Raw genomic sequence first — 22364 nt, forward strand, 5'->3', positions numbered from 1 at the left:
CGGTAAATTTAAGTTACAAAATGCTGGGAGCTCCGCGTAAGCCGACAGCTAAAAGCCAAAGCAATGAGACACATCAACAAAGTAGCCGTTTTAGGTTCGGGAGTAATGGGATCAAGGATCGCCTGTCATTTTGCAGGTATAGGCGTACAGGTGTTACTGCTGGACATAGCGCCAAAGGAACTGAATGAGGCGGAAAAGAAAAAGAACCTGTCGCTGGATCATCCGGCCGTGAAAAACCGGATAGTGAACGATGCGCTGCAGGCAGCTGTTAAATCCAACCCTTCGCCCGTTTTTACCAAAGATGTGATCAAACGTATTAAAACAGGCAACTTTACTGATGATATGAAGCGCCTGGCGGATGTAGACTGGATCATTGAAGTAGTGGTAGAAAACCTGGATGTAAAGAAAAGCGTGTTTACCCAGGTGGAGCAATTCCGGAAACCCGGTACACTCATCACTTCCAACACTTCCGGTATCCCCATCCACCTGATGACAGAAGGCCGCAGCGAAGATTTTCAGAAGCATTTTTGCGGTACCCATTTCTTTAACCCGCCCCGTTATCTCCGTTTACTCGAAATAATTCCAACACCACATACAGATCCTGCCGTCATTGATTTCCTCATGCACTACGGCGATCTTTTCCTCGGAAAAACAACTGTACTATGTAAAGATACCCCGGCATTCATCGCCAACAGGGTAGGCGTGTTCTCTATCATGGCCATCTTTCACATCATGCAGGAAATGGGACTGGGCATCGATGAAATTGATGCGCTCACCGGCCCGGTAATAGGTCGCCCCAAATCCGCCACCTTCCGTACCGCCGATGTGGTAGGGATAGATACCCTGGTGAAAGTAGCCAAAGGCGTGATGGAAAACTGCCCGCAGGATGAAGCCATCGGGATCTTTAAAATACCACCTTTCCTCCAGAAAGTAGTGGAAAACAACTGGCTGGGAGATAAAACAGGCCAGGGATTTTATAAGAAAACCAAAGGTGAAGGCGGCAGCAAGGAAATCCTTACGCTGAACCTGCAAACGATGGAATACGGGCCAAAGCAACGGGCAAAGTTTTCCAGCATTGATGCAGCCAAACCCATTGAAGACCTGAAACAACGCATCAAAGCGCTGGCAGGAGCTTCGGACAAGGCCGGCGAATTCTATCAGCAATTCCACACCTTCCTTTTTTCTTACGTATCGCATCGCATTCCCGAAATAGCAGACGACCTCTATAAAGTAGACGACGCCATGAAAGCCGGTTTTGGTTGGGAAATTGGTCCGTTTGAAACCTGGGACCTGCTCGGTGTGGAAGCATCTGTAAAACTCATTGAAGCCAAAGGGCTCACCGTAGCCCAATGGGTAAAAGATATGCTGGCAAAAGGCATCACCAGCTTCTACAAAGTAGATAACGGCAAGAAATTATATTACGATGTAAGCACCCAGGCTTATAAGCCATTACCCGGAGAAGGACAGTTCATTATCCTGGAAAACTTCTCCAATAATGTGGTATGGAAAAACAGCGCCTGCAGCCTCATAGATATCGGCGATGGCGTGGTTTGTTTCGACTGGAAAACAAAAATGAATACCATCGGCGGAGAAGTGCTGGAAGGCTTGAATAAGGCGGTAGACCGCGCTGAGAAAGACTTCCGCGGATTGGTGGTAGGTAACGAAGGCACTAACTTTTCTGCCGGCGCCAACGTGGGTATGATTTTCATGCTGGCGGCAGAACAGGAATATGATGAGCTGGATATGGCTGTTCGCCTTTTCCAGCGCAGCACTATGCGTCTCCGTTATTCCTCTGTACCCGTAGTAGTGGCGCCACATGCGCTTACGTTGGGTGGTGGTTGTGAAATGTGCCTGCATGCCGATAAAGTACAGGCAGCAGCCGAAACCTATATAGGACTGGTAGAACTGGGCGTGGGCCTGATCCCTGGCGGCGGCGGCACCAAGGAAATGACGCTTCGCGCCAGCCTGGAATTCAAGGAAGGCCGCATTGAAGAAGAGCCACTGAAAGATTATTTCATGACCGTTGCCACCGCTAAAGTGGCCACCTCCGGTTTTGAAGGATTTGATATGGGCGTACTGAAAAAAGGACATGATGAAGTAACCATGAACCTCAGTCGCCTCATTGCCGACGCCAAACGCAGTGTGATAGCGCTGGCCGACGAAGGATACACCCGCCCCGTGGAAAGAACAGATATCAAAGTAATGGGCCGCGGTGCTTTAGGAGCCTTACTGGCAGGCGTATACGCCATGAAGTTCGGTAACTATATTTCAGAACATGATCAGAAAGTAGCCAATAAACTGGCTTATGTTATGTGCGGTGGGGATCTTACGGAAGCTTCTTTTGTAAGCGAACAATACCTGCTGGATCTCGAAAGGGAAGCCTTCCTGAGTTTGTGCGGCGAACGCAAAACGCTGGAACGCTTACAAAGCGTGATCAAAACCGGCAAACCGGTACGAAATTAAAAACTGTTATTTCAATGTATGGGAAATGTAGTGAAGATTAGCCATAAGATCATTCGCTGCATTTCCCTTTTTATTTTCATCTTTTTAGATTAATTCCCGTGCCAATTCTATCCTTACAGAACATTTCCAAAAAATATGGGCCCGTGCAGGCGTTGTCTGGTGTTTCCTTTGATGTACCGGCCGGCAGCGTGTTCGGTATACTGGGGCCTAACGGCAGCGGTAAAACCACCCTGCTCGGTATTGTTACCGATGTGCTCAAAGCCGATACAGGCAGCTTTACCCTTTTCGACAAGAGGCCTTCGGCAGCGGAACGCCGGCAAATAGGTACGTTGCTGGAAACCCCTAACTTTTATCACTATCTCAGTGCATATAAAAACCTGGAGATCTCTGCTGCCATTAAACAGCGTGGTAAAGACGATATCGCGAGGGTACTGGAAATCTGTGGCCTCACGCAACGTCAGCACTCCGCTTTTAAAACCTATTCGCTCGGGATGAAACAACGGCTGGCCATTGCCGCTGTACTGCTCGGTGATCCGGATGTATTGATCCTCGATGAACCTACCAATGGTCTCGATCCCTCCGGTATTGCTGAAGTGCGGGAACTGGTACGTAAACTGGCCGATAGCGGCAAAACCATTATCCTGGCCAGTCACCTGCTCGATGAAGTGGAAAAGGTATGCACGCATGTAGCTATTTTAAGAAGCGGTAAATTATTGTTGTCTGGCCCGGTGGATACAGTGATCAGCCGGAACGACTTTGTGGAAATGGCTGCCGCGAACCTTACGGCGCTTCACCAGGCGATGCAGAAGTATCCCGGGTGTACGGGCGCTGTTATACACGGCAGTATTGTGAAGGCTTCGTTCACGGAATTGCCCGACCCTGAAGCGATTAACTACTACTGCGCACAGCAGGGTATATGGCTCGGCTACCTGCAACTTCGTAAGAAAAGTCTTGAAACCGCATTCCTGGAAATCACTAACATCAGCGCATCATGAAACAGATCATCTATACCGAATGGCTTAAAGTAAGGAACTACCGCACGTTTTGGGTAATGCTGCTGCTGGCGCTGGTGATTATCCCTGCAGGCAATTTCATGGTGGCCGATAAGTTCAGCGAAAACCTGCAGCAGGTAGGTAAAATGTTTGGCAATCCCTTCAGCTTCCCGGAAGTTTGGCTCACAGCAGCTTCCATCAACAGTTATATCTCCGCCTTGTTTGGATTGCTGCTGATTATACTGGTTACGAATGAATATACTTACCGTACCAACCGCCAGAATGTAATTGACGGATGGGAGAGAAGCCAGTTCGTGTATGCAAAATTATTCTGGCTGGCCGCCATATCTGTGCTTACACTGGTAGTAGCTACCATCAGCGGGGCCCTGATAGGAATTATATACGGCAATAAGCCTTTCAGCCTGGAAGGATACCAGTATATGTTGTATTATTTCCTGCAGTTTAATGTGATGCTCACCATCGCCCTGCTGATAGGCGTGCTGGTGAAACGGGCCGGACTGGCTATTGTACTGTTTATTGCCTACAATATGATGCTGGACCAGCTGTTGTCGTTTATCATTAAAAGAAATGCCGGTCCTATTGGAGGCTTGCTGCCACTGCAAAGCGGCGATGAATTGCTGCCGTTTCCGCTGGTGGGTAAAATGGTGTCTGCCAGTGACCAGTACGAAGCTTATGTGTATGTAACGGCTATGATTGCTTACATCGCTTTAGGCATCTACCTGGTTTTCAGGAAAATATTAAAATCCGATCTGTAGAATTATCCATATATTTCACATTCTTTTAAAGCGAAATGTTTGGCAGAGAGCTTAAATTTGTTGAGCAAAGCTAAAAGGTGAATTATGGCAAAACAAGAGCGGGTTATACTGGTAACAAACGATGATGGTATCACGGCGCCGGGTATCCGTGCGCTGATAGAAGCAGTGAAGCCTTTGGGCAAAGTAGTGGTGGTAGCGCCTGACAGTCCTCAATCGGGCAAGGGGCACGCCATTACCATCGGCATTCCGCTGCGTCTGGAAAAGGTGGATATTTTTGACGGGATAGAAGCCTGGCAGTGCTCAGGCACACCGGTAGACTGTGTAAAGCTGGCCCGCGATAAGATCCTGCATGGTAAAAAAGCGGATATCTGCGTAAGCGGTATCAACCACGGCGCTAATCATTCTATCAACGTGATTTACTCCGGTACTATGTCGGCTGCCATGGAAGCAGCTATTGAAGGCATTCCTTCCGTAGGCTTCTCCTTCCTGGAATACAGCTATGATGCGGATTTCTCACTGCCCAAAAAAGTGGCGCATGAGGTTACTAAAAAAATGCTGGCATCCGACCTGCCGCCGGGTACTTTGTTTAACGTGAATATCCCGATAGTAAGTGAAAAAGAATTTAAAGGACTGAAGATAAGCCGTCAGGCAGATGCTAAATGGGTAGAGGAATTTGACGAACGCCGCGATCCGCATGGGAAAAAATACTACTGGCTCACAGGAGAATTTAAAAACCGCGATAACGGACAGGATACGGATGTATGGGCGCTGGATAATAACTTTGCCTCTGTGGTACCGGTGCAGTTTGACCTGACTAATTATGCGTTGAAAAAGAAGCTGGAAGAAGATTGGAAAGATTTGTGAACATTCGTTATATCGCCATTATAATTACAGTATGTTAAAAAAAGACAATCTTCCGTTAGGAATTTTACTGGGGTTTTTAACGCCCCTGTTCGCGTTTTTCCTGTACTATTTCTTTGTTATCAAACCGCATAATAATGTGGGCCTGGGTCAATTCCTCGGTATCCTGAAAGATAATAAACAGATGATCCCGAAGCTCACCAGCATCTGCCTGTTACTGAACGGGCTGGTGTTTTTCCTGTATACAAGAAAGCGGCTGGATATTACCGCCAAAGGTATATTCCTGATGACCATGCTGTATGCTATTGGCATTTTATTACTAAAACTGATCAGATAATTTTAATCACACAATATTGAAATATTACATTATTGCAGGAGAAGCGTCAGGTGATTTGCATGGCAGCAATCTTGTAAAACAATTAAGACAATTAGACACGTCTGCGGATATACGTAGCTGGGGTGGCGACCTGATGGAAGCCGCCGGCGCCCATGTGGTAAAGCATTACAAAGAACTGGCCTTTATGGGTTTCGTGGAAGTGGTGATGAACCTGCGCACTATCTTAAAAAATATAGAGCTCTGCAAAAAAGATATTACTGCCTTTAAACCTGATGTGCTGGTACTGGTAGATTACCCCGGGTTTAATATGCGCATTGCTGAATGGGGAAAACAGCAGGGTTTTAAAATTGTGTACTATATCTCTCCGCAGGTATGGGCCTGGAAAGAAAACCGGGTGAAAAAACTCCGGCAGTATGTAGACAAAATGCTGTGTATCCTTCCTTTTGAACCGGAGTTTTATCATAAATGGAATTATGAAACAGAGTACGTAGGGCATCCATTGGTAGAAGTGATTAAAGCCGCCAAAGAACAGCCCGCCGATGCCCCGTTATCAGATAAGCCCGTTATAGCCGTGCTGCCGGGCAGCCGCAAACAGGAAGTAAGCGTAAAGCTCCCTATCATGCTAACCATGGCAAAGCATTTTCCGCAGTACCAGTTTGTAGTGGCACAGGCGCCCAGCCTGGATGATCACTTCCTGGAAAGCCTCACAGGGCAGCATCCCAATGTATCCATGGTAAAAGGACAAACTTACAAATTGCTGCGCCAGGCGAAAGCGGCGCTGGTTACTTCAGGAACCGCCACGCTGGAAACAGCTTTGTTCGGTGTTCCGGAAGTAGTATGTTATAAAGGAAATCCTATTTCTTACTTCTTCGCCAAACGTCTCATCAAAGTAAAATATATCTCCCTGGTAAACCTGGTAATGGATAAACTGGTGGTGAAAGAATTGATTCAGCACGATCTCACGGAAGAAAACCTGTTGAAGGAACTGAATGCGTTACTGAACGATGAAGCCGCCAGGAGCCGCGTCATGAAAGACTATGCGGAACTGTGGCATAAACTGGGAGAGAAAGATGCTTCCCGCCGTGCTGCGGAAGTAATCTACGAATACGCTGTGGCCTAGTGTTTCCTGATCAGCCTGATCACCATAATGATAATGGCTATTATAAAAAGTAACAGGGAAATTCTGTTCATCCCATGCATCATAGCCACGTAACGCGTTTTGGGTGCATTAGGATCTTTCTTGCCTATATACAGGTACCTCAATATTTGTTTCCAGATACTTTTCATCTCCCAAAGATCGAAAAATCAATGCTATTTTTGGTCCTTCTGAAAAAATAGGACATGAAATATTTACTGTTAACAGCGGGACTGTTTTTAACCCTGTTTACCAATGGAATAGCACAAACCAACCCCATGCTCACCGGTTGGGAGTTTTCCCGTACCGATGAAGGCATCTGGAGGCCCGCTACCGTACCCGGTACCGTTCACACCGATTTGCTGGCACAGCATTTAATTCCTGATCCTTTTGCAGGTACCAACGAGAAAGCGGTACAGTGGGTGGATAAGAAAGACTGGCAATACCGTAAAAGATGGCATATTAAAAAACAGGAGCTGGCTGCGGAAGTAATAGAACTGGAGTTTAAAGGTTTGGATACTTATGCAGATGTATACCTGAATGAGCATTTAATTCTGCAATCCGCAAACATGTTTGTTTCGCATACGGTAAATGTGAAAGAATGGCTGGTAGCCGGCGACAACGAACTGCGCATCCTGTTTAAAAGTCCTGTCAAAACGGATATGCCCAAATTTCTGCAGGATAGCATTATCTATCCTGCAGGTAATGATGCCAGCGATATTCCTTTGAGCATCTATGCCCGTAAAGCGCCTTATCATTATGGTTGGGATTGGGGCCCGCGGTTGGTTACATCGGGCATCTGGCGGCCGGTAGTATTGCGTAGCTGGAGTAAAGCGGCTATCCGGGATGTGTACTGGCAGCAGCTGCAACTGGATTCCACCAATGCAGATATGCAGGCGGAAGTAACCATCGAAGCTACCGTTGCAGGCGATTATACGCTGCTGGTAACACAGGGGAAAACTGCTGCCGCACTGGCTAAACAGACTGTTAACCTGCAGGCGGGAACCAATGTGGTAAAAGTACCTTTCTCCATAAAAAAACCAATACGCTGGTGGCCGGCCGGTATGGGCGATCCTTACCGTTACGAACTGCAGGCAAGCCTGCTCAGTAATAAAAAAGTACTGGCAACACAAAGTAACATGTTAGGGCTGCGCACTATTGAAGTAGTGAACAAACCGGATAGCCTCGGCGAATCTTTTTATGTAAAAGTAAACGGTCGACCTGTGTTTATGAAAGGCGCCAACTATATTCCCCAGGATAATTTCCTGCCGCGTGTAACACCTGGAAAACAGGAAAAACTGTTTCACGATATGGTGGTTTCCAACTTTAACATGGTACGCGTGTGGGGTGGTGGAGTTTATGAAGATGATAATTTTTACAGGTTGGCAGATCAGCACGGGATACTGGTTTGGCAGGATTTCATGTTTGCCTGTACCCTTTATCCTTCCGACCCGGCCTTCCTGGAAAATGTGAAACTCGAAGCAGCAGATAACATTAAACGTTTGCGTAATCATCCTTCACTGGCGTTATGGTGCGGCAACAACGAAATTGCAGTAGCTATTAAAAACTGGGGCTGGCAAAGCGGTTACGCCTATACGAATACGCAATGGCAAAGTTTGCAGCAAGGGTACGATAAATTGTTTAAAGAAGTGCTGCCACAGCAGGTAGCCACGTACCAGCCGGGGGCTTTCTATTTTCATTCTTCGCCCATCAGCAACTGGGGCAAGCCGGAAGATTTTACCAAAGGAGATAATCATTACTGGGGCGTATGGCATGGTATGGAATGGTTTGAAGCATTCAATACACATATACCCCGCTTCATGAGCGAATATGGTTTCCAGTCCTTCCCATCCATGGAAAGCATCCGCACATTTGCCACGAAAGACGACTATGATATTTTTTCCAACGTGATGCAGGCACACCAGAAAAGTCCGGCTAAAGGCAACACTGCCATCAAAACATACATGCTGCACTACTACCGGGAGCCAAAGGATTTTCCCTCCTTTGTTTATCTCAGCCAGGTATTACAGGCCGAAGGAATGAAAGTGGCCATAGAAGCTCATCGCAGGGCTATGCCTTATTGTATGGGCACGCTCTACTGGCAGCTGAACGATTGCTGGCCTGGCGCCTCCTGGTCCGGCAGGGACTATGACGGCCGCTGGAAAGCCCTACAGTACTATGTGAAAGAAGCCTTTAAGCCACGGCTGCTATCCAACGTTATTGAGAACGGGCAGTTATCTACCTGGCTGGTAACAGATGCATACGAAGGTAAAGCCGATCTGCTCATGAAAGCTGTGGATATAAATGGAAAGCTGATCTGGCAGAAAGAATTAAAAGACATCTCCATAAAAGCAAATACCAGCGAAAAGCTGCATACAATCGATACCGCTGCTGTTTTGCAGGGAAATAACCCCGCAAGGGTAATATTCTATGCGCAACTGCGAATAGACAATAAGGATATGGAGCGGAATATCTTTTACTTTGCTCCGGCGAAGGATATGAACCTGGAAGTGCCTAACCTTGATATTGTAACCAGTAAGGTGGCCAAAGACAAAGGCATTGTTTATATCCGTTTGAAAACAGACAGGCTGGCAAGAAATGTTTACCTGTCGCTGGACAATGCCACCGCCGCAGATCATTTTGAAGAAAACTATTTTGATCTGCTGCCGGGTGAAACCCGGACTATTAGACTGCAAACAGCGCAGCTACCGGAAATCATCCACCAGGCTTTGAAAGTAACTACTTTAGTATCGTCTTATAAAAATTAACAATGAAAAAGAAATACCTTCTCTTACTGGGATTTGCACTGCTGGGTTTTAACAGCCTTCAGGCACAGCATGAAGAACTGCCCTATGTACCTGAAACAGACCAGGCGGTGGTAAAGAAACTGGATGAGTGGCAGGACTGGAAATTCGGGATGATCATGCACTGGGGCCCTTATTCTCAATGGGGCGTGGTGGAATCCTGGAGCATCTGCCCGGAAGACGAAGGCTGGACGCAGCGTCAGCCGGCCGGTATTCCCTATTACGACTACCTGAAAAAATATGAAGCGCTGGGGAAAACTTTTAACCCCGTTCATTTCAATCCTGAGAAATGGGCCAAAGCAGCCAAAGATGCCGGGATGAAATACCTGGTGTTCACCACCAAGCACCACGATGGCTTCTGCATGTTTGACACCAAACAAACCGATTATAAGATCACGGCGGCAGACGGGGCTTTCAGTAAGAATCCCCGGGCTAACCTTGCTAAAGAAGTGTTCCAGGCCTTCCGTGAAGAGGGGATCCATGCCGGCGCCTATTTTTCCAAGCCCGACTGGCACACGGAATACTACTGGTGGAGCTATTTCCCGCCGAAAGACCGTAACCCTAATTATGATTTGAAGAAGTACCCCGAAAGATGGAACCAGTTTAAACAGTACACCTATAACCAGATTGAAGAGCTGATGACCGGCTACGGTAAACTGGATATCCTCTGGCTGGATGGAGGCTGGGTACGCCCGTTGAAGCAGCAAACCAAAGAATCATTGTCCTGGAGCCAAACGGCTCCGCAGGACCAGGATATAGACATGGGTAAAATTGCCACTATGGCCCGTAGTCATCAGCCGGGGCTCATTGTGGTAGACCGCAGTGTGCATGGACCTTACGAGAACTACCGCACGCCTGAGCAACAGATCCCTGATAAGCCGCTCAGCTATCCCTGGGAAACCTGTATGACTATGGGCAGTTCCTGGTCATATGTACCCGGCGACAAGTATAAATCTGTAAATGTACTGATCCATAACCTGGTGGATATTGTGGCCAAAGGCGGTAATTACCTGCTGAACGTAGCGCCCGGCCCGGATGGAGAGCTGCATAATGATGCCTATACCACCATGAAGCATATCGGTGAATGGATCCATATAAACGGGGATGCTATTTATGGTACCCGTGCAGTAGCGCCTTATAAAGACGGTAAAGTATGCTTTACCCGTAAAAAAGATGGCAGCGTGTATGCTATTTACCTGCTGGATGAAAATGAGGCGTTGCCTGCCACAATTTCTTTCAAAGGATTAACGCCGGCCAAAGGCGCCCGTTTACAGCTGCTGGGAGCCAATAATAAGCTGGTGTGGAAAACTACAGCCGCCGGGGTGGAAGTACAGATCCCTGCATCTCTCCGTAGTAAAGGGTTCCAGCATGCGGTAGCTATTAAAATACCGGCTGTGGAAAAGATGTGATTGTAGTGTGGATTGATGTGAATTAGTGTTGATAAAACAAAAAAGAGATGGACGCATTACCCGCGCCCATCTCTTTTTTGTTTTATAGTCGAACTGATCACAAATGGTAGCTATATGAACAGAAACCCAAAAGTCTTGCTTGTTGAGGATGATAAGGCATTCGGCGGTATCGTCAAACAGCACCTGGAACAAGCCGGTTACACGGTAGAGCATTGTTTTGATGGCGTGGATGCCTGGAATCTTTATTCGAGGTCCAAATACGATATCTGCCTGATCGACATTGTGCTGCCTAAAATGAATGGATTTGAGCTGGCAAAGGAGATCCGGAATGTTACCATGCTCACGCCGATCTTTTTCCTGTCGGCCGAAAAAACCGGGGAGGAAGACCGGATCAGCGGTTTTCAGCTGGGAGGGGATGGCTACCTTGTAAAGCCATTCAATTTTGACGAGCTGGTAAAAAGAATGAAGGTGATCCTGAAATGGACCCGGCCCAACCGCACTGAGTTGCTGGTAGGGCATACGGTAGACAATATCACCTTCCATTACAGGAAACTCAAGATTTTTGAGACCAACAGCAAACTGGCCAGAGGAAGGATTTCTCCTATTGAGGCTAAAATGCTGCGGTATTTTCTCAGTCGCCCCAATATCATCGTACAAAAAGACGAGGTACTGCTCCGGGTATGGGGAAAAGAGGATTTTTATGCAAGTCGCAGTATGGACGTATTCATTGGCCGCGTCCGCAGGCTGCTCAAACTGGTACCCCGTCTTGAGCTTGAAACCGTTTACAACGTGGGGCTCCGGCTGAATGTACCGGAAGATATCCTGCCGGTGAAGATCACCGTGCCTCTTCATTGATTTATTTTTTTCCCTGCTGAATAATCAACCTGTCCACCCTTCCCGGTAACCGCCGGGCAAGGGTGGCTTTTTTGTCAGATACCGCTTTTTTCTTTCAGATTATATTAAATCGTAACTTTATAGCAATGGAAACAGTGGTTGTACAAAAATATAATTTAGACGAAGAGCAGGAAAAGAAGGAAATCGTTCGGCATTACCGTGCTTTATTGAGGGCGTTGAAACCGCGTTTGAAAAAAGGCGACAGGGAGCTGGTTCGTACTGCTTTTGAAATGGCAGCAGATGCACACAAGGAAATGCGGCGTAAATCCGGAGAGCCTTACATATTGCATCCGCTGGCCGTAGCGCAGATTTGCGTAGAGGAAATAGGCCTGGGCGTACGTTCCGCCATATGCGCCCTGCTCCACGATACCGTGGAAGATACCGAAGTAACACTGGAAGATGTATCCCGCGAGTTCGGGAATGAGATCGCACATATCGTTGACGGTCTCACAAAAATATCTACCGTAATAGACTCCAGTACCAGCACCGCACAGGCAGAAAACTTCAAGAAGATATTACTGACGCTGGCAGATGACCCGCGCGTAATCCTTATCAAGCTGGCAGACAGGCTGCACAATATGCGCACGCTCGATAGCATGAGCCGGGAAAAACAGCTGAAAATAGCTTCAGAAACCGTGTTCATCTATGCGCCGCTGGCCCACCGCCTCGGGTTATATAATATTAAATCCGAGCTGGAAGACCTGGCCATGAAGTATACCGAGCAGCAAACCTACCGTGAAATAGCCAAACGCCTCAAGGAAACCAAACGTGAGCGTACCCGCTATATCAACGAATTTATCAAACCTATCAAGGAAGTGCTGCAGGAGGAAGGGTTTGAATTCGAGATTTTCGGCCGGCCGAAATCTATTCATTCCATTCATAACAAGATCAAAACAAAAGGCGTTGCCTTTGAAGAAGTATATGACCTTTTTGCCATCCGTATCATCCTGGACTCTCCTATAGAAAAGGAAAAGGCGGATTGCTGGAAGGTATATTCCATCATTACCGACTTTTACCATCCCAGCCCGGAAAGGACACGCGACTGGCTCAGTAACCCGAAATCCAACGGGTATGAAGCGTTGCACGTAACGGTAATGGGCCCCAGCGGTAAATGGGTGGAAGTGCAGATCCGCTCCAAACGTATGAACGACTACGCGGAAAAAGGGGTAGCTGCTCACTGGCGGTACAAGGAAGGCAGCAATGCCTCCGCCCAGCAGGAATCCAAATTTGATCAGTGGTTCACCCAGATCAGGGAAATCCTGAACAATCCCGATTCCAATACACTCGACTTCCTGGCCGATTTCAAGAGCAATCTTTTTACAGAAGAAATTTATGTGTATACCCCTAAGGGGGACCTCAAAATATTGCCCGTAAATTCTACCGCACTGGATTTTGCCTACTCTATCCACAGTGCCGTGGGCAACAAATGTATTGGCGCCAAGGTGAACTACAAACTGGTGCCCCTGAGCCATAAACTGCGCAGCGGCGACCAGGTAGAGATCATTACCTCTAATAAGCAGAAGCCTTCGGAAGACTGGCTGAACTTTGTGCTTACTGCCAAAGCCAAATCCAAGATCAAGGATGCACTGAAGGAAGAAAAGCGCAAAGTGGCCATGGACGGGAAAGCCGCGCTGGAACGCAAGCTGTCGCACATGAATATTTCTGCCAGTCAGCATAATATCAACGAACTGGTGCAGTTCTACAAACAGCCGTCCCCGCTGGATCTGTACTACCAGGTAGCAGTGAGGAACATCGACCTGAAAGAACTGAAACAGTTTTCTGTACTGGGCGATAAACTGGAACCGCCAAAACCGGTAAAAGTGCCGGAGCATGTGCCGGAAGAACATGTGAAACATCAGCTGCCTTCCAAAAAAGATGCAGAACTGATCATTTTCGGGGAAAGCTCAGATAAGATCGCCTATAAGCTGGCTAACTGCTGCCGTCCTATTCCCGGCGACGATGTATTTGGCTTTATCACAGCCAGCGAAGGACTGAAAATACACCGGACCAATTGCCCCAATGCCGCGCAGTTACTGGCTAACTATGGGCATCGTGTGGTGAAGACCAAGTGGGTGAAAAACCGCGAAATTTCCTTCCTTACCGGCCTGCGTATCATTGGCATGGACGATGTGGGAGTAATCCATAAGATCACCAACATTATTTCCGGGGAACTGAAGATCAATATTTCCGCTCTCAGCATTGAGTCGAAAGAAGGCTTATTTGAAGGGCTGATCAAGGTATATGTGCACGACAAGGAGGAACTGGATGAGCTGGTAGAAAGGCTTAAAAAGCTCGATGGCATCCAATCCATCCAGCGCCTGGAGGAATCTTAAATAAAGCATTGTAAACAACGGATAAAGCATTATTGGTGATGGGGAGGTTTCTTGCTGAAATCTTCCCATTTCCCTGTAATTACGCCGGGTAATTAGTAATTTGTTTGTAATTCTTAATATTCGCCTTAATTTTGCGACTTCTTTTAAAGCAACAAACCTCCGATATTTAATTAAATCATTATGGTAGACGTTTTGTTAGGCCTGCAATGGGGCGACGAAGGCAAAGGTAAGATTGTGGACTATTTTGCCGGCAGGTACGACGTGATTGCCCGTTTCCAGGGTGGACCAAATGCTGGTCATACTTTGTATGTAAACGGTCAGAAAGTAGTATTGCGCACCATCCCATCCGGTGTATTTCATGATAAGACCATTAACCTGATCGGTAACGGCGTGGTACTGGATCCTGTGGCCTTCAAAAAGGAAAGCGAAGATATTTCCGCCCTGGGAGTAGATCTGACAAAAAACCTGTTTATTGCTGAAAAAACGCATATCATTGTTCCTACACACCGCGCACTGGACAAAGCGTCTGAAATAGCGAAAGGAAATGATAAAATAGGCTCTACGTTAAAAGGTATCGGTCCCGCTTATATGGATAAAACCGGCAGAAACGGTTTACGTGTAGGCGATGTATTATCCCCCGATTTTAAAGTAACGTACGAAAAACTGAAGCAGAAACACCTGCAGCTGTTATGCCAGTACGATATAAATGAATTTTCAGAAGATATTGCCAACTGGGAAGCTGAGTTCTTCGAAGCTATTCCGTTCCTGCAGAAAATGAACGTGGTAAGCGGTGAATATTTCCTGAACGAACAACTGAAAGCAGGTAAAAAAGTATTGGCCGAAGGCGCCCAGGGAAGTATGCTGGACGTGGATTTTGGTACTTATCCTTTTGTTACTTCTTCCAATACCATTTCTGCCGGCGTTTGTACTGGTTTAGGTATTGCCCCGCAATGGATCAAAGAGGTAATCGGCGTTACCAAAGCGTATTGCACCCGCGTTGGCAGCGGCCCTTTCCCTACCGAATTGCACGACGCTACCGGTGAGCAACTGCGTGCCGCAGGTCATGAATTTGGTGCAGTAACCGGCCGTCCCCGCCGCTGTGGCTGGATCGACCTGGTAGCACTGAACTATACCTGCATGCTGAGCGGCGTTACCCAACTGGTAATGACAAAAAGCGATGTACTCGACGAATTTGATGAAATACTGGCCTGCACTGCTTACGAAATTGACGGAAAACAAACGAAGCAATTGCCCTTCCAGCTTAACGGTCTGGACATTAAACCGGTATGGGAAACGTTTAAAGGATGGAGTGATAAAACTTCTACCTGCCAGCAGTTCAACGAGTTACCAGCGGAAATGAAAGCATTTGTTGCAGCCGTAGATACTTACCTGGGGGTTCCCGTGAAATACGTCTCCAACGGACCTGGACGCGATCAGATCCTTGAAAAGTAGAAGCAAAAAGTAAGGAAAAAAAACAGCAAAAAAAATTTGGCGAATAAAAAAAACTATTAAAACTTTACGGCAAAGAAATAAGGTAACCTATTATGAAATCAAAATCTGATAAAGAGAAAGAGACCAAAAAAACTACTTCTCCTAAGACTGCAAAAGACGCTCCCAAAGCTGCGGCCAAGCCTAAGAAAGAGGTGGATGACGATGATGATGAGGAAGATGATGAAGATGTGAAACCTTCCAAATCTGCCTCAAAGAAATCAGATAAGTCTGCATCAAAGTCCAAGCGTAAAGATGACGACGAGGATGATGATGACGATGCAGATGATGATGATGACATGGATGATGCTTGGGAAAAAGGAGAGGATGATGATTATGATCCTGATTTTGAAGAATTTGACATGCCTAAGTCAAAGGGTAAACGCGGCCGTCCTAGCTCCGGCAGCAAGAAAACCGATGACGACGATGATCTGGGTATCGATGATGAATTCAAAGACATGGATCTGTTCAACGATCGTTTTGATGACGACGATGATGATTTTTAGTGGTGGTTTGATTGGAAATTGCTCTCTTGCATATTCCAGCGGGATTTTTAAGTACTAAAAACACGATTGTTATCAGGATTTTCCACACTTTTCCGGTTGATAATCAGAGAATATTTAAACAACAAATGTTGGATTGGGGAAACCAGTTCAACATTTGTTGTTTTTTAGACAATAATAACTACAACTCTCCGTGGCACCGGTATGAAGCCGTACTCGCTGCAGATGCATTGCATACCCTCAAAATAAACGCCGGAAACGCTTTCCCCGCTTTACAACAATTTCATCAAACACATGGCGACTGGCTTTTCGGGCATCTTGCTTACGATCTCAAAAACGAAACAGCACCAGGTCTTCAATCCCGGCACTACGATGGTATTGGGTTCCCGGACATGCACTTTTTTGTGCCCCGTGTGATCATACAACTGCAAAATGACCAGGTGCATATTGGCGGTGAATCTTTCACCAGGGAGCAGGCAGCAGAAATACTCACCGCCGTTTTACATACATCTCCAGATACATTGCCTGTGGTTACTTCACTGGCACAACCTCTGCAAAGCCGCCTGGATCACCAACACTATATTGCCGCAGTGAAAAGCCTGCAGCAGCACATCCTGCAGGGCGATTGCTACGAGGTGAATTTCTGCCGCGAAAACTTCGTCGAAAATATAAGCGTACATCCCCCCGCCTTATTTTCCCGGCTGAATAATTTATCGCCATCACCTTTTGCTGCATATTACCGGCTGCATCAGTGTTACCTGGCCTGTTCCAGTCCTGAACGGTTTATCCGCAAAGAAGGGAATACCGTTATTTCCCAACCTATTAAAGGAACCAGCCGGAAGGATGCAGATCCCGTTAAGGACCGGCAGCTGCAGCAGGACCTGCTGAACAGTGCGAAAGAACGCGCAGAAAATGTAATGGTGGTAGATCTTGTACGCAATGATCTGTCCCGCACGGCCATGCAGGGAACCGTGGAAGTAACTGAGCTTTTTGGCATCTATTCCTTTGCGCATGTGCATCACATGATCTCTACCGTTTCTGCGCAATTATCGCCCGGAACGCCTTTCACAGAGGTATTGCGCAATGCTTTTCCAATGGGCTCCATGACAGGCGCGCCAAAAATCAGGGTGATGCAGTTGATCGAACAATACGAGCAAACCCGCCGGGGACTTTACTCAGGAGCCGTAGGATATATTACGCCGGCAGGTGATTTCGACTTCAACGTGGTGATCCGCAGTATGCTCTATAACGCAAATAACCGCTACCTCTCTTTCCAGACCGGCTCGGCTATCACTTTTTACAGCGATCCCGAAAAGGAATGGGAAGAGTGCTTATTGAAAGCGGCTGCTATGGAAAAAACCATTAACGGCTAAACAATTGCTCCATCGCCTCGTTGATGGTGGGGTAAGAATACTGGAAACCGGTCCGTTGTATTTTGTCGGCAGAAGCCTTTACGCTTTTCAACACTTCCACACTCATTTCCCCCAAGGCCAGTTTAAGGGCAAAAGAAGGCACATAAGTGGTCATAAAGCTCTTGCCTTTTGCCATCCGGGCCATGCTCAGAATCAGCTCACGGTTGGTAACGGGATGGGGGGCTACCGCATTGTAGATTCCTTCCAGCCGGTCGTTTACAATGGCGTTGAAGTACAGCCGTACAATATCGTGGATATGTATCCAGGGAACAAACTGTTCGCCGGACCCAAGTATGGTGGCAAATCCAAAGCGCAGCGGTTTGTAGAATTCCTTTAAGGCGCCGCCATCCTGGCTGAGCACAATGCCGGTCCTGAAAATCACCAGCTTTTTATCAAGCCCGGTTACTTTGGAAATACTTTGTTCCCAGGCCTGGGTAGTAGTGGCCAGGTAATCCGTAGCAGGAGGATCTGTTTCTGTGAAAATATGATCTGAGTACTCGCCATAGAACCCGGTTGCCGATGCGCTGATCACCTTTTTTACCTTGTTGGGGAAGTTTTTCAGTGCGGTAAAGATCAGTTCACTGCTTTTGGTACGGCTGTCAATAATTTCCTGTTTGCGTGCCGCCGTCCAGCGTTTTTCGCCCACATTGGCGCCTGCCAGGTGTACAATATAGTTTGCCTGTTGAATGGCTTCTTTATCTATTGTCTGCGTTTCTACATCCCAATGGGCATATGTTACGTTCCCGTTGCTGCGTTTATCAGGGCGCCGGGTAAGGATAATCACTTTATAGCCGCGCTCCAGCAGCAGCCGGGTTAATGCCGTCCCTATAAGTCCTGTTCCACCGGTTATAATAACGGTATCCATTCAATAATAGCTGCTTTTAAAAAATAATTTAATAAAAATACACAATAAATCGGGCCTTTTGGAATTTATGTAAAAGCAGGACTTACCGGCTTTAAATAGACAAGTTAATTTCTGAATTTTAATGTAAGTTTGAAAATGGCACCAACAAACGGGCCATCTGCATTATCACAAAAATAATCTGAAATCTATATTACCGCATGCATACGCTATACCGCCTACAATTATTATTGCTGCTGCTTTTCGCCGGCTCAGCAGCAATGGCACAGAAAATAACCTATTCTGAACCGGAGAAGGACGACTATAAAAGCACCGAATTTGAGATTATTGGTAAAGTAGCAGGCAATATACTGGTGTATAAAACAGACCGTGGCGACTATGTGGTGTCTGTTTATGATAATGCGATGCAGTTGAAAGAAAGGGTGAAACTGGACTTCCTGCCGCGTAAAGTGATCAGCATGGACTTTGTGGCCTATCCTGACAGGGTGCTGATGATTTACCAGTTCCAGCGCAAAGACGCCGTGTATAGTTTCTGCGCTACCATGTCGCCCGAAGCAAAATTTTCAGATGCGCCCCTCCTGATCGACTCCACACGCATTGGCATGTATTCCAAAGAGAACAAGGTATATTCTGTGGAAGTGTCGGAAGATAAAAGCCGCATCATGGTGTATAAGATCAACCAGGACAACGAAAACAACAATATATTTTATACCTTCCTGTACGACAGTGCCATGAGCCTGGTGAACAACAGCCGCCTGTCGATGCCCATGCAGAAAAAGCAGTTCCTCAGCAACTTTAACCTCACCAACACCGGTGACCTGATCTTTAATAAACTGGAACGTACCTCCAACCGCGACTACGTTATCAGTGGAAGCATGGTAGTGAAACGCCCGCTGGTAGACAGTTTCGAGGTATCTCCCATGGCGCTCAAGGCACAACTGCTGGATGAAGTGAAAATGAAGCTCGATAACAGTAAGCAAACGGCGCTCGTCACCGCTTTTTATTACAAACAGAAGAGAGGCAACGTGGAAGGGCTTTACCTGTATAAATACGACTATGCCAACTATAAAGCCATATACGAGAAATCGCAGGTATTCCCCGACGATCTGAAGGCAAATGCCCGTGGTGAATCCAGCACCAATGCCGCTTTTAATGATTACTTTATCCGTAAGATCATTAACACCAGCAACGGCGGATTCCTGCTCACGGCAGAATCGTTCTCCACTTCTTCCCGTTACCAGCCCTGGAACCGCTGGAACTATATGTATGGCAGTCCTTATGGCGGCATGTATGCCCCTTACTATTACTCGCCCTATTCTTCCATGTATTACAACCCGTACTACTGGAACAATTCACAGGGATTACGCTATCATTACGATAATGTAGCGGTGCTTTCCTTCGATGACGAAGGCAACATGCAGTGGAATAACTTTGTACATAAAAGCCAGTTTGATGATAACGCCGACCTGTACCTGTCTTACCTGATGGTAAACGTGGGCAGCGAATTACGTTTCCTGTACAATGAACTGGACAGAAGAAGTTATATGTTAACAGATGTTAGTCTGGCCCCGGGAGGTAAAGTGAATCGTATGCCTACGTTGCGTAACCTGGATAAGGGTTTCACCTGGATGCCCCGGTACGGTAAGCAAATCAGCGCCCGTACGGTGGTGATACCTTGCATTTACAGGAATTATATTTGCTTTGCTAAAATTGACTTTTAATCACACCTTTGCACTGTGATAAAATTTTTCCGTTCAGGCAATCCGTTAACGGTATTGCTGCTGTTGATATACACGCTGGTTGTTAAGTTTTACTATCTGATCCATCCGTCCACTTACATGGCAGATGGGTCAGAAGGGCTTTTGTATCACCTGCTGGTGAAATGGATGGCCACATTTACCGGCGGCAGCCCGCTGGTATTTACCTCGCTGGCTATATTGCTGCTGTTTTTACAGTCGTTGCTCTTTACCCGGATTATTAATCATCACCGCTTATTTCCCAAGCCTACCTACCTGCCGGCCATGTGTTACCTGCTGTTTACTTCCATGCTGCAGAGCTGGAATGTATTTTCGCCGGCACTGATCGTGAACCTGATCATGTTGTGGGTATTTACAAGCATAACGGAGTTGTATACACGTACCTCCGCCCGGGATGTGGTATTTAATATCGGGTTTGCCCTGGGAATAGCAGGGCTTTTTTATTTCCCGTCTGTCATATTCTGCTTCCTGTTACTGGCCAGTATGCTCATTATGCGTGCTTTCCGGCTGGCGGAATGGATCATTGCTGTGCTGGGGCTGATCTGCCCGCTGTACCTGATGGGCACCTACCTTTTTCTTACCGGCCAGATGACCCTGCTCCGGAAGATCCCGAATATGGGAGCCTCCCTGCCTATGATCAGCGATTATAAGGTATGGGGCGCCATGATCGCATGTTTGCTCTTTTTCGTGATCGGGTGGCTGCTGTTGCAGCGTCCGCTTAAAAAAATGCTGATACAAGGCCGTAAAATATGGGCCGCATTAATCATATATGTACTGGTAGCCATCACGGTACCCTTCTTTAATATTCACTTTTCGGCAGCGTACTGGGTCCTGGCGGTTTTGCCCATCTCCATGTTTGCCGGCAATGTATTCTGGTCGGTCACCAACGACACATTTGCCAACATTATACACTTCATTGCCCTGGCATATGTGATCGTAATGCAATATTTTAGCTGATTCCCTCATTTTAAGGGGCTGATTACCAGTATTTTGTTAAATCGGGACAAACGGCAATGGAAAATTGCGAACGGCGAAGTAATTTTGTCCTTTCCCATTAGTTTTGTCATTCGTAAAAAATGATGGCAAAAACGAAGGGAAACGTTTTTTAAAAGCATTATTTACATATAAACACAAAACATTTTCAGATGAAATTTGGCGTTGTCACCTTTCCCGGTTCTAATTGTGATCATGATATGATTGATTCCCTGCGTAACGACCTCGGGCAGGAAGTTATAGAACTGTGGCATAAGGATAAAGACCTGAGCGCATTCAGTACAGAAGATTGCATCGTATTACCGGGAGGTTTTTCCTTTGGCGATTACCTGCGTTGCGGCGCAATCGCGAAGTTCAGCCCGATGATGCAGAGTGTGATTGAATTTGCCAACAAAGGTGGCCGTGTAATTGGTGTTTGTAACGGTTTCCAGGTATTGTGCGAAGCAGGTTTGCTGCCAGGCGTATTATTACAGAACCAGCACCAGCAGTTCATCTGCAAAAATGTATACCTGAAAAGCGAAAATACCACCGCATCCCTTACCAAAGATGTGGCAGGCAGACCATTAATGATCCCGATCGCACACGGAGAAGGCCGTTACTATGCAGACGACGCCACCCTGGATGAGCTGTTTAAGAACAACCAGGTGTTATTCCGCTACTGTGATGAGTTTGGCAACATTATTGAAACTGCTAACCATAACGGCGCCATCCGTAACATAGCAGGCATCTGTAACAAAGCAAGAAATGTTTTTGGTATGATGCCCCACCCGGAAAGAGCTACCAGTCTCGCCCTGGGAAATACAGACGGACAGCTGATTTTACAAAGTCTTATTAATAATAACTAGATAGATCAAATCAACCAACCAATTAAAAAGAAAAGCATGAAAAAATTATTAACAGCACTGGCTTTATTTGCCCTGCCTATCCTGGCAAGCGCGCAGATAGAGAACCCGGTAAAATGGAGCTTTACAGCGAAGAAGGTGAATGCCACTACCTACGAAGTACACGCTACTGCCACTATCGATGCCGGCTGGCATTTGTACGCACAGGAAGCAGGAGAAGGCCCGGTACCAACCTCGTTTAAATTCGCCAAAAATCCACTGGCGGCTTCTGTTGGAAAAGTGGAAGAAGTAGGCAAATTGCATAAATCGTTCGACAAAAACTTTAACTCAGAACTGAAATTCTACGAAAACACTGTCGACTTCGTACAAAAAGTAACGGTAAAAGGTAAAGCCGCTACCAAAGTAAAAGGTACAGTAGAATTTATGGTGTGCGACGATCATCAGTGTCTGCCTCCGAAAGAAGTAGAATTTGCGGTAAGTGTTGGAGGAAAATAAATTGAATC

At 46.7% G+C, this 22364-nt stretch carries 19 protein-coding genes; 17 read left to right on the plus strand and 2 right to left on the minus strand.

The window, feature by feature from the left end:
- Nucleotides 1-63: 63 nt before the first annotated feature.
- From VIM72_RS26925 to lpxB, 6 genes are all read left to right on the plus strand, one after another.
- The gene (locus VIM72_RS26925) at nt 64-2463 is read left to right on the plus strand and encodes a 3-hydroxyacyl-CoA dehydrogenase/enoyl-CoA hydratase family protein (protein ID WP_332005913.1); all 2400 of its coding nucleotides are present in this window, start codon (nt 64-66) and stop codon (nt 2461-2463) included.
- A 98-nt stretch (nt 2464-2561) separates the two neighbouring features.
- The gene (locus VIM72_RS26930; protein ID WP_332005914.1) at nt 2562-3458 is read left to right on the plus strand and encodes an ABC transporter ATP-binding protein; all 897 of its coding nucleotides are present in this window, start codon (nt 2562-2564) and stop codon (nt 3456-3458) included.
- Nucleotides 3455-4231, plus strand: coding sequence for an ABC transporter permease (locus VIM72_RS26935; protein ID WP_332005915.1), 777 nt, complete (start codon nt 3455-3457; stop codon nt 4229-4231). The genes VIM72_RS26930 and VIM72_RS26935 overlap by 4 nt, the downstream gene beginning before the upstream one ends.
- Nucleotides 4232-4315: 84 nt before the next feature.
- Nucleotides 4316-5095, plus strand: a complete 780-nt coding sequence (gene surE / locus VIM72_RS26940; protein ID WP_332005916.1) for a 5'/3'-nucleotidase SurE — start codon at nt 4316-4318, stop codon at nt 5093-5095.
- Between the two features lie 31 nt (nt 5096-5126).
- On the plus strand, nt 5127-5429 hold the full coding sequence (locus tag VIM72_RS26945; RefSeq protein ID WP_079469450.1) for a hypothetical protein: 303 nt from the start codon (nt 5127-5129) through the stop codon (nt 5427-5429).
- Nucleotides 5430-5445: 16 nt separating this feature from the next.
- On the plus strand, nt 5446-6549 hold the full coding sequence (lpxB, locus tag VIM72_RS26950) for a lipid-A-disaccharide synthase (protein ID WP_332005917.1): 1104 nt from the start codon (nt 5446-5448) through the stop codon (nt 6547-6549).
- On the opposite strand, the gene VIM72_RS26955 is transcribed toward lpxB, so the two are convergent.
- Nucleotides 6546-6716, minus strand: coding sequence for a DUF6728 family protein (locus tag VIM72_RS26955; RefSeq protein WP_325639930.1), 171 nt, complete (start codon nt 6714-6716; stop codon nt 6546-6548). The genes lpxB and VIM72_RS26955 overlap by 4 nt on opposite strands.
- Nucleotides 6717-6770: 54 nt before the next feature.
- Here VIM72_RS26955 and VIM72_RS26960 point away from each other — a divergent pair, with 54 nt between their 5' ends.
- The 7 genes from VIM72_RS26960 (at nt 6771) to VIM72_RS26990 (ending at nt 17368) form a co-directional block, all read left to right on the plus strand.
- Nucleotides 6771-9332 carry a beta-mannosidase gene (locus VIM72_RS26960; RefSeq protein ID WP_332005918.1) on the plus strand — a complete coding sequence of 854 codons (2562 nt, stop codon included), beginning with the start codon at nt 6771-6773 and terminating at the stop codon, nt 9330-9332.
- Between the two features lie 2 nt (nt 9333-9334).
- On the plus strand, nt 9335-10777 hold the full coding sequence (locus VIM72_RS26965) for an alpha-L-fucosidase (RefSeq protein ID WP_332005919.1): 1443 nt from the start codon (nt 9335-9337) through the stop codon (nt 10775-10777).
- Nucleotides 10778-10891: 114 nt separating this feature from the next.
- Complete coding sequence (locus tag VIM72_RS26970; protein ID WP_332005920.1) at nt 10892-11632, plus strand: response regulator transcription factor; 741 nt, start codon at nt 10892-10894, stop codon at nt 11630-11632.
- Between the two features lie 125 nt (nt 11633-11757).
- Nucleotides 11758-14004, plus strand: coding sequence for a bifunctional (p)ppGpp synthetase/guanosine-3',5'-bis(diphosphate) 3'-pyrophosphohydrolase (locus VIM72_RS26975; RefSeq protein WP_332005921.1), 2247 nt, complete (start codon nt 11758-11760; stop codon nt 14002-14004).
- A gap of 180 nt (nt 14005-14184) precedes the next feature.
- The gene (locus VIM72_RS26980) at nt 14185-15456 is read left to right on the plus strand and encodes an adenylosuccinate synthase (RefSeq protein WP_332005922.1); all 1272 of its coding nucleotides are present in this window, start codon (nt 14185-14187) and stop codon (nt 15454-15456) included.
- Nucleotides 15457-15548: 92 nt separating this feature from the next.
- Nucleotides 15549-15998, plus strand: coding sequence for a hypothetical protein (locus VIM72_RS26985; RefSeq protein WP_332005923.1), 450 nt, complete (start codon nt 15549-15551; stop codon nt 15996-15998).
- A 125-nt stretch (nt 15999-16123) separates the two neighbouring features.
- The gene (locus tag VIM72_RS26990) at nt 16124-17368 is read left to right on the plus strand and encodes an anthranilate synthase component I family protein (protein WP_332005924.1); all 1245 of its coding nucleotides are present in this window, start codon (nt 16124-16126) and stop codon (nt 17366-17368) included.
- Here VIM72_RS26990 and VIM72_RS26995 read toward each other — a convergent pair.
- Nucleotides 17358-18272, minus strand: a complete 915-nt coding sequence (locus VIM72_RS26995; protein WP_332005925.1) for a TIGR01777 family oxidoreductase — start codon at nt 18270-18272, stop codon at nt 17358-17360. The two genes, VIM72_RS26990 and VIM72_RS26995, sit on opposite strands and share 11 nt — an antisense overlap.
- A 197-nt stretch (nt 18273-18469) precedes the next feature.
- On the opposite strand from VIM72_RS26995, the gene VIM72_RS27000 reads away from it, so the two are divergent.
- The 4 genes from VIM72_RS27000 to VIM72_RS27015 all read left to right on the plus strand — a co-directional run bounded on the left by VIM72_RS27000 (nt 18470) and on the right by VIM72_RS27015 (nt 22356).
- Nucleotides 18470-19990, plus strand: a complete 1521-nt coding sequence (locus tag VIM72_RS27000) for a hypothetical protein (RefSeq protein ID WP_332005926.1) — start codon at nt 18470-18472, stop codon at nt 19988-19990.
- 15 nt (nt 19991-20005) lie between these two features.
- On the plus strand, nt 20006-20983 hold the full coding sequence (locus tag VIM72_RS27005; protein ID WP_332005927.1) for a hypothetical protein: 978 nt from the start codon (nt 20006-20008) through the stop codon (nt 20981-20983).
- 188 nt (nt 20984-21171) lie between these two features.
- Nucleotides 21172-21864 carry a phosphoribosylformylglycinamidine synthase subunit PurQ gene (gene purQ, locus VIM72_RS27010; RefSeq protein ID WP_089892832.1) on the plus strand — a complete coding sequence of 231 codons (693 nt, stop codon included), beginning with the start codon at nt 21172-21174 and terminating at the stop codon, nt 21862-21864.
- Nucleotides 21865-21900: 36 nt separating this feature from the next.
- Nucleotides 21901-22356, plus strand: coding sequence for a protein-disulfide reductase DsbD domain-containing protein (locus tag VIM72_RS27015; RefSeq protein WP_332005928.1), 456 nt, complete (start codon nt 21901-21903; stop codon nt 22354-22356).
- The last annotated feature ends 8 nt before the right edge of the window (nt 22357-22364 follow it).

This window comes from Chitinophaga sp., assembly GCF_036569185.1.
Lineage (GTDB): Bacteria > Bacteroidota > Bacteroidia > Chitinophagales > Chitinophagaceae > Chitinophaga.

Excerpts from the sequence above, each read along its gene's own strand:
- VIM72_RS26925 (WP_332005913.1), top strand. The coding sequence starts at position 64 with ATGAGACACATCAACAAAGTAGCCGTTTTAGGTTCGGGAGTAATGGGA.
- VIM72_RS26935 (WP_332005915.1), top strand. The coding sequence starts at position 3,455 with ATGAAACAGATCATCTATACCGAATGGCTTAAAGTAAGGAACTACCGC.
- surE (WP_332005916.1), top strand. The coding sequence starts at position 4,316 with ATGGCAAAACAAGAGCGGGTTATACTGGTAACAAACGATGATGGTATC.
- VIM72_RS26945 (WP_079469450.1), top strand. The coding sequence starts at position 5,127 with ATGTTAAAAAAAGACAATCTTCCGTTAGGAATTTTACTGGGGTTTTTA.
- VIM72_RS26955 (WP_325639930.1), bottom strand. The coding sequence starts at position 6,716 with ATGAAAAGTATCTGGAAACAAATATTGAGGTACCTGTATATAGGCAAG.
- VIM72_RS26960 (WP_332005918.1), top strand. The coding sequence starts at position 6,771 with ATGAAATATTTACTGTTAACAGCGGGACTGTTTTTAACCCTGTTTACC.
- VIM72_RS26965 (WP_332005919.1), top strand. The coding sequence starts at position 9,335 with ATGAAAAAGAAATACCTTCTCTTACTGGGATTTGCACTGCTGGGTTTT.
- VIM72_RS26970 (WP_332005920.1), top strand. The coding sequence starts at position 10,892 with ATGAACAGAAACCCAAAAGTCTTGCTTGTTGAGGATGATAAGGCATTC.
- VIM72_RS26975 (WP_332005921.1), top strand. The coding sequence starts at position 11,758 with ATGGAAACAGTGGTTGTACAAAAATATAATTTAGACGAAGAGCAGGAA.
- VIM72_RS26980 (WP_332005922.1), top strand. The coding sequence starts at position 14,185 with ATGGTAGACGTTTTGTTAGGCCTGCAATGGGGCGACGAAGGCAAAGGT.
- VIM72_RS26985 (WP_332005923.1), top strand. The coding sequence starts at position 15,549 with ATGAAATCAAAATCTGATAAAGAGAAAGAGACCAAAAAAACTACTTCT.
- VIM72_RS26990 (WP_332005924.1), top strand. The coding sequence starts at position 16,124 with ATGTTGGATTGGGGAAACCAGTTCAACATTTGTTGTTTTTTAGACAAT.
- VIM72_RS26995 (WP_332005925.1), bottom strand. The coding sequence starts at position 18,272 with ATGGATACCGTTATTATAACCGGTGGAACAGGACTTATAGGGACGGCA.
- VIM72_RS27000 (WP_332005926.1), top strand. The coding sequence starts at position 18,470 with ATGCATACGCTATACCGCCTACAATTATTATTGCTGCTGCTTTTCGCC.
- purQ (WP_089892832.1), top strand. The coding sequence starts at position 21,172 with ATGAAATTTGGCGTTGTCACCTTTCCCGGTTCTAATTGTGATCATGAT.
- VIM72_RS27015 (WP_332005928.1), top strand. The coding sequence starts at position 21,901 with ATGAAAAAATTATTAACAGCACTGGCTTTATTTGCCCTGCCTATCCTG.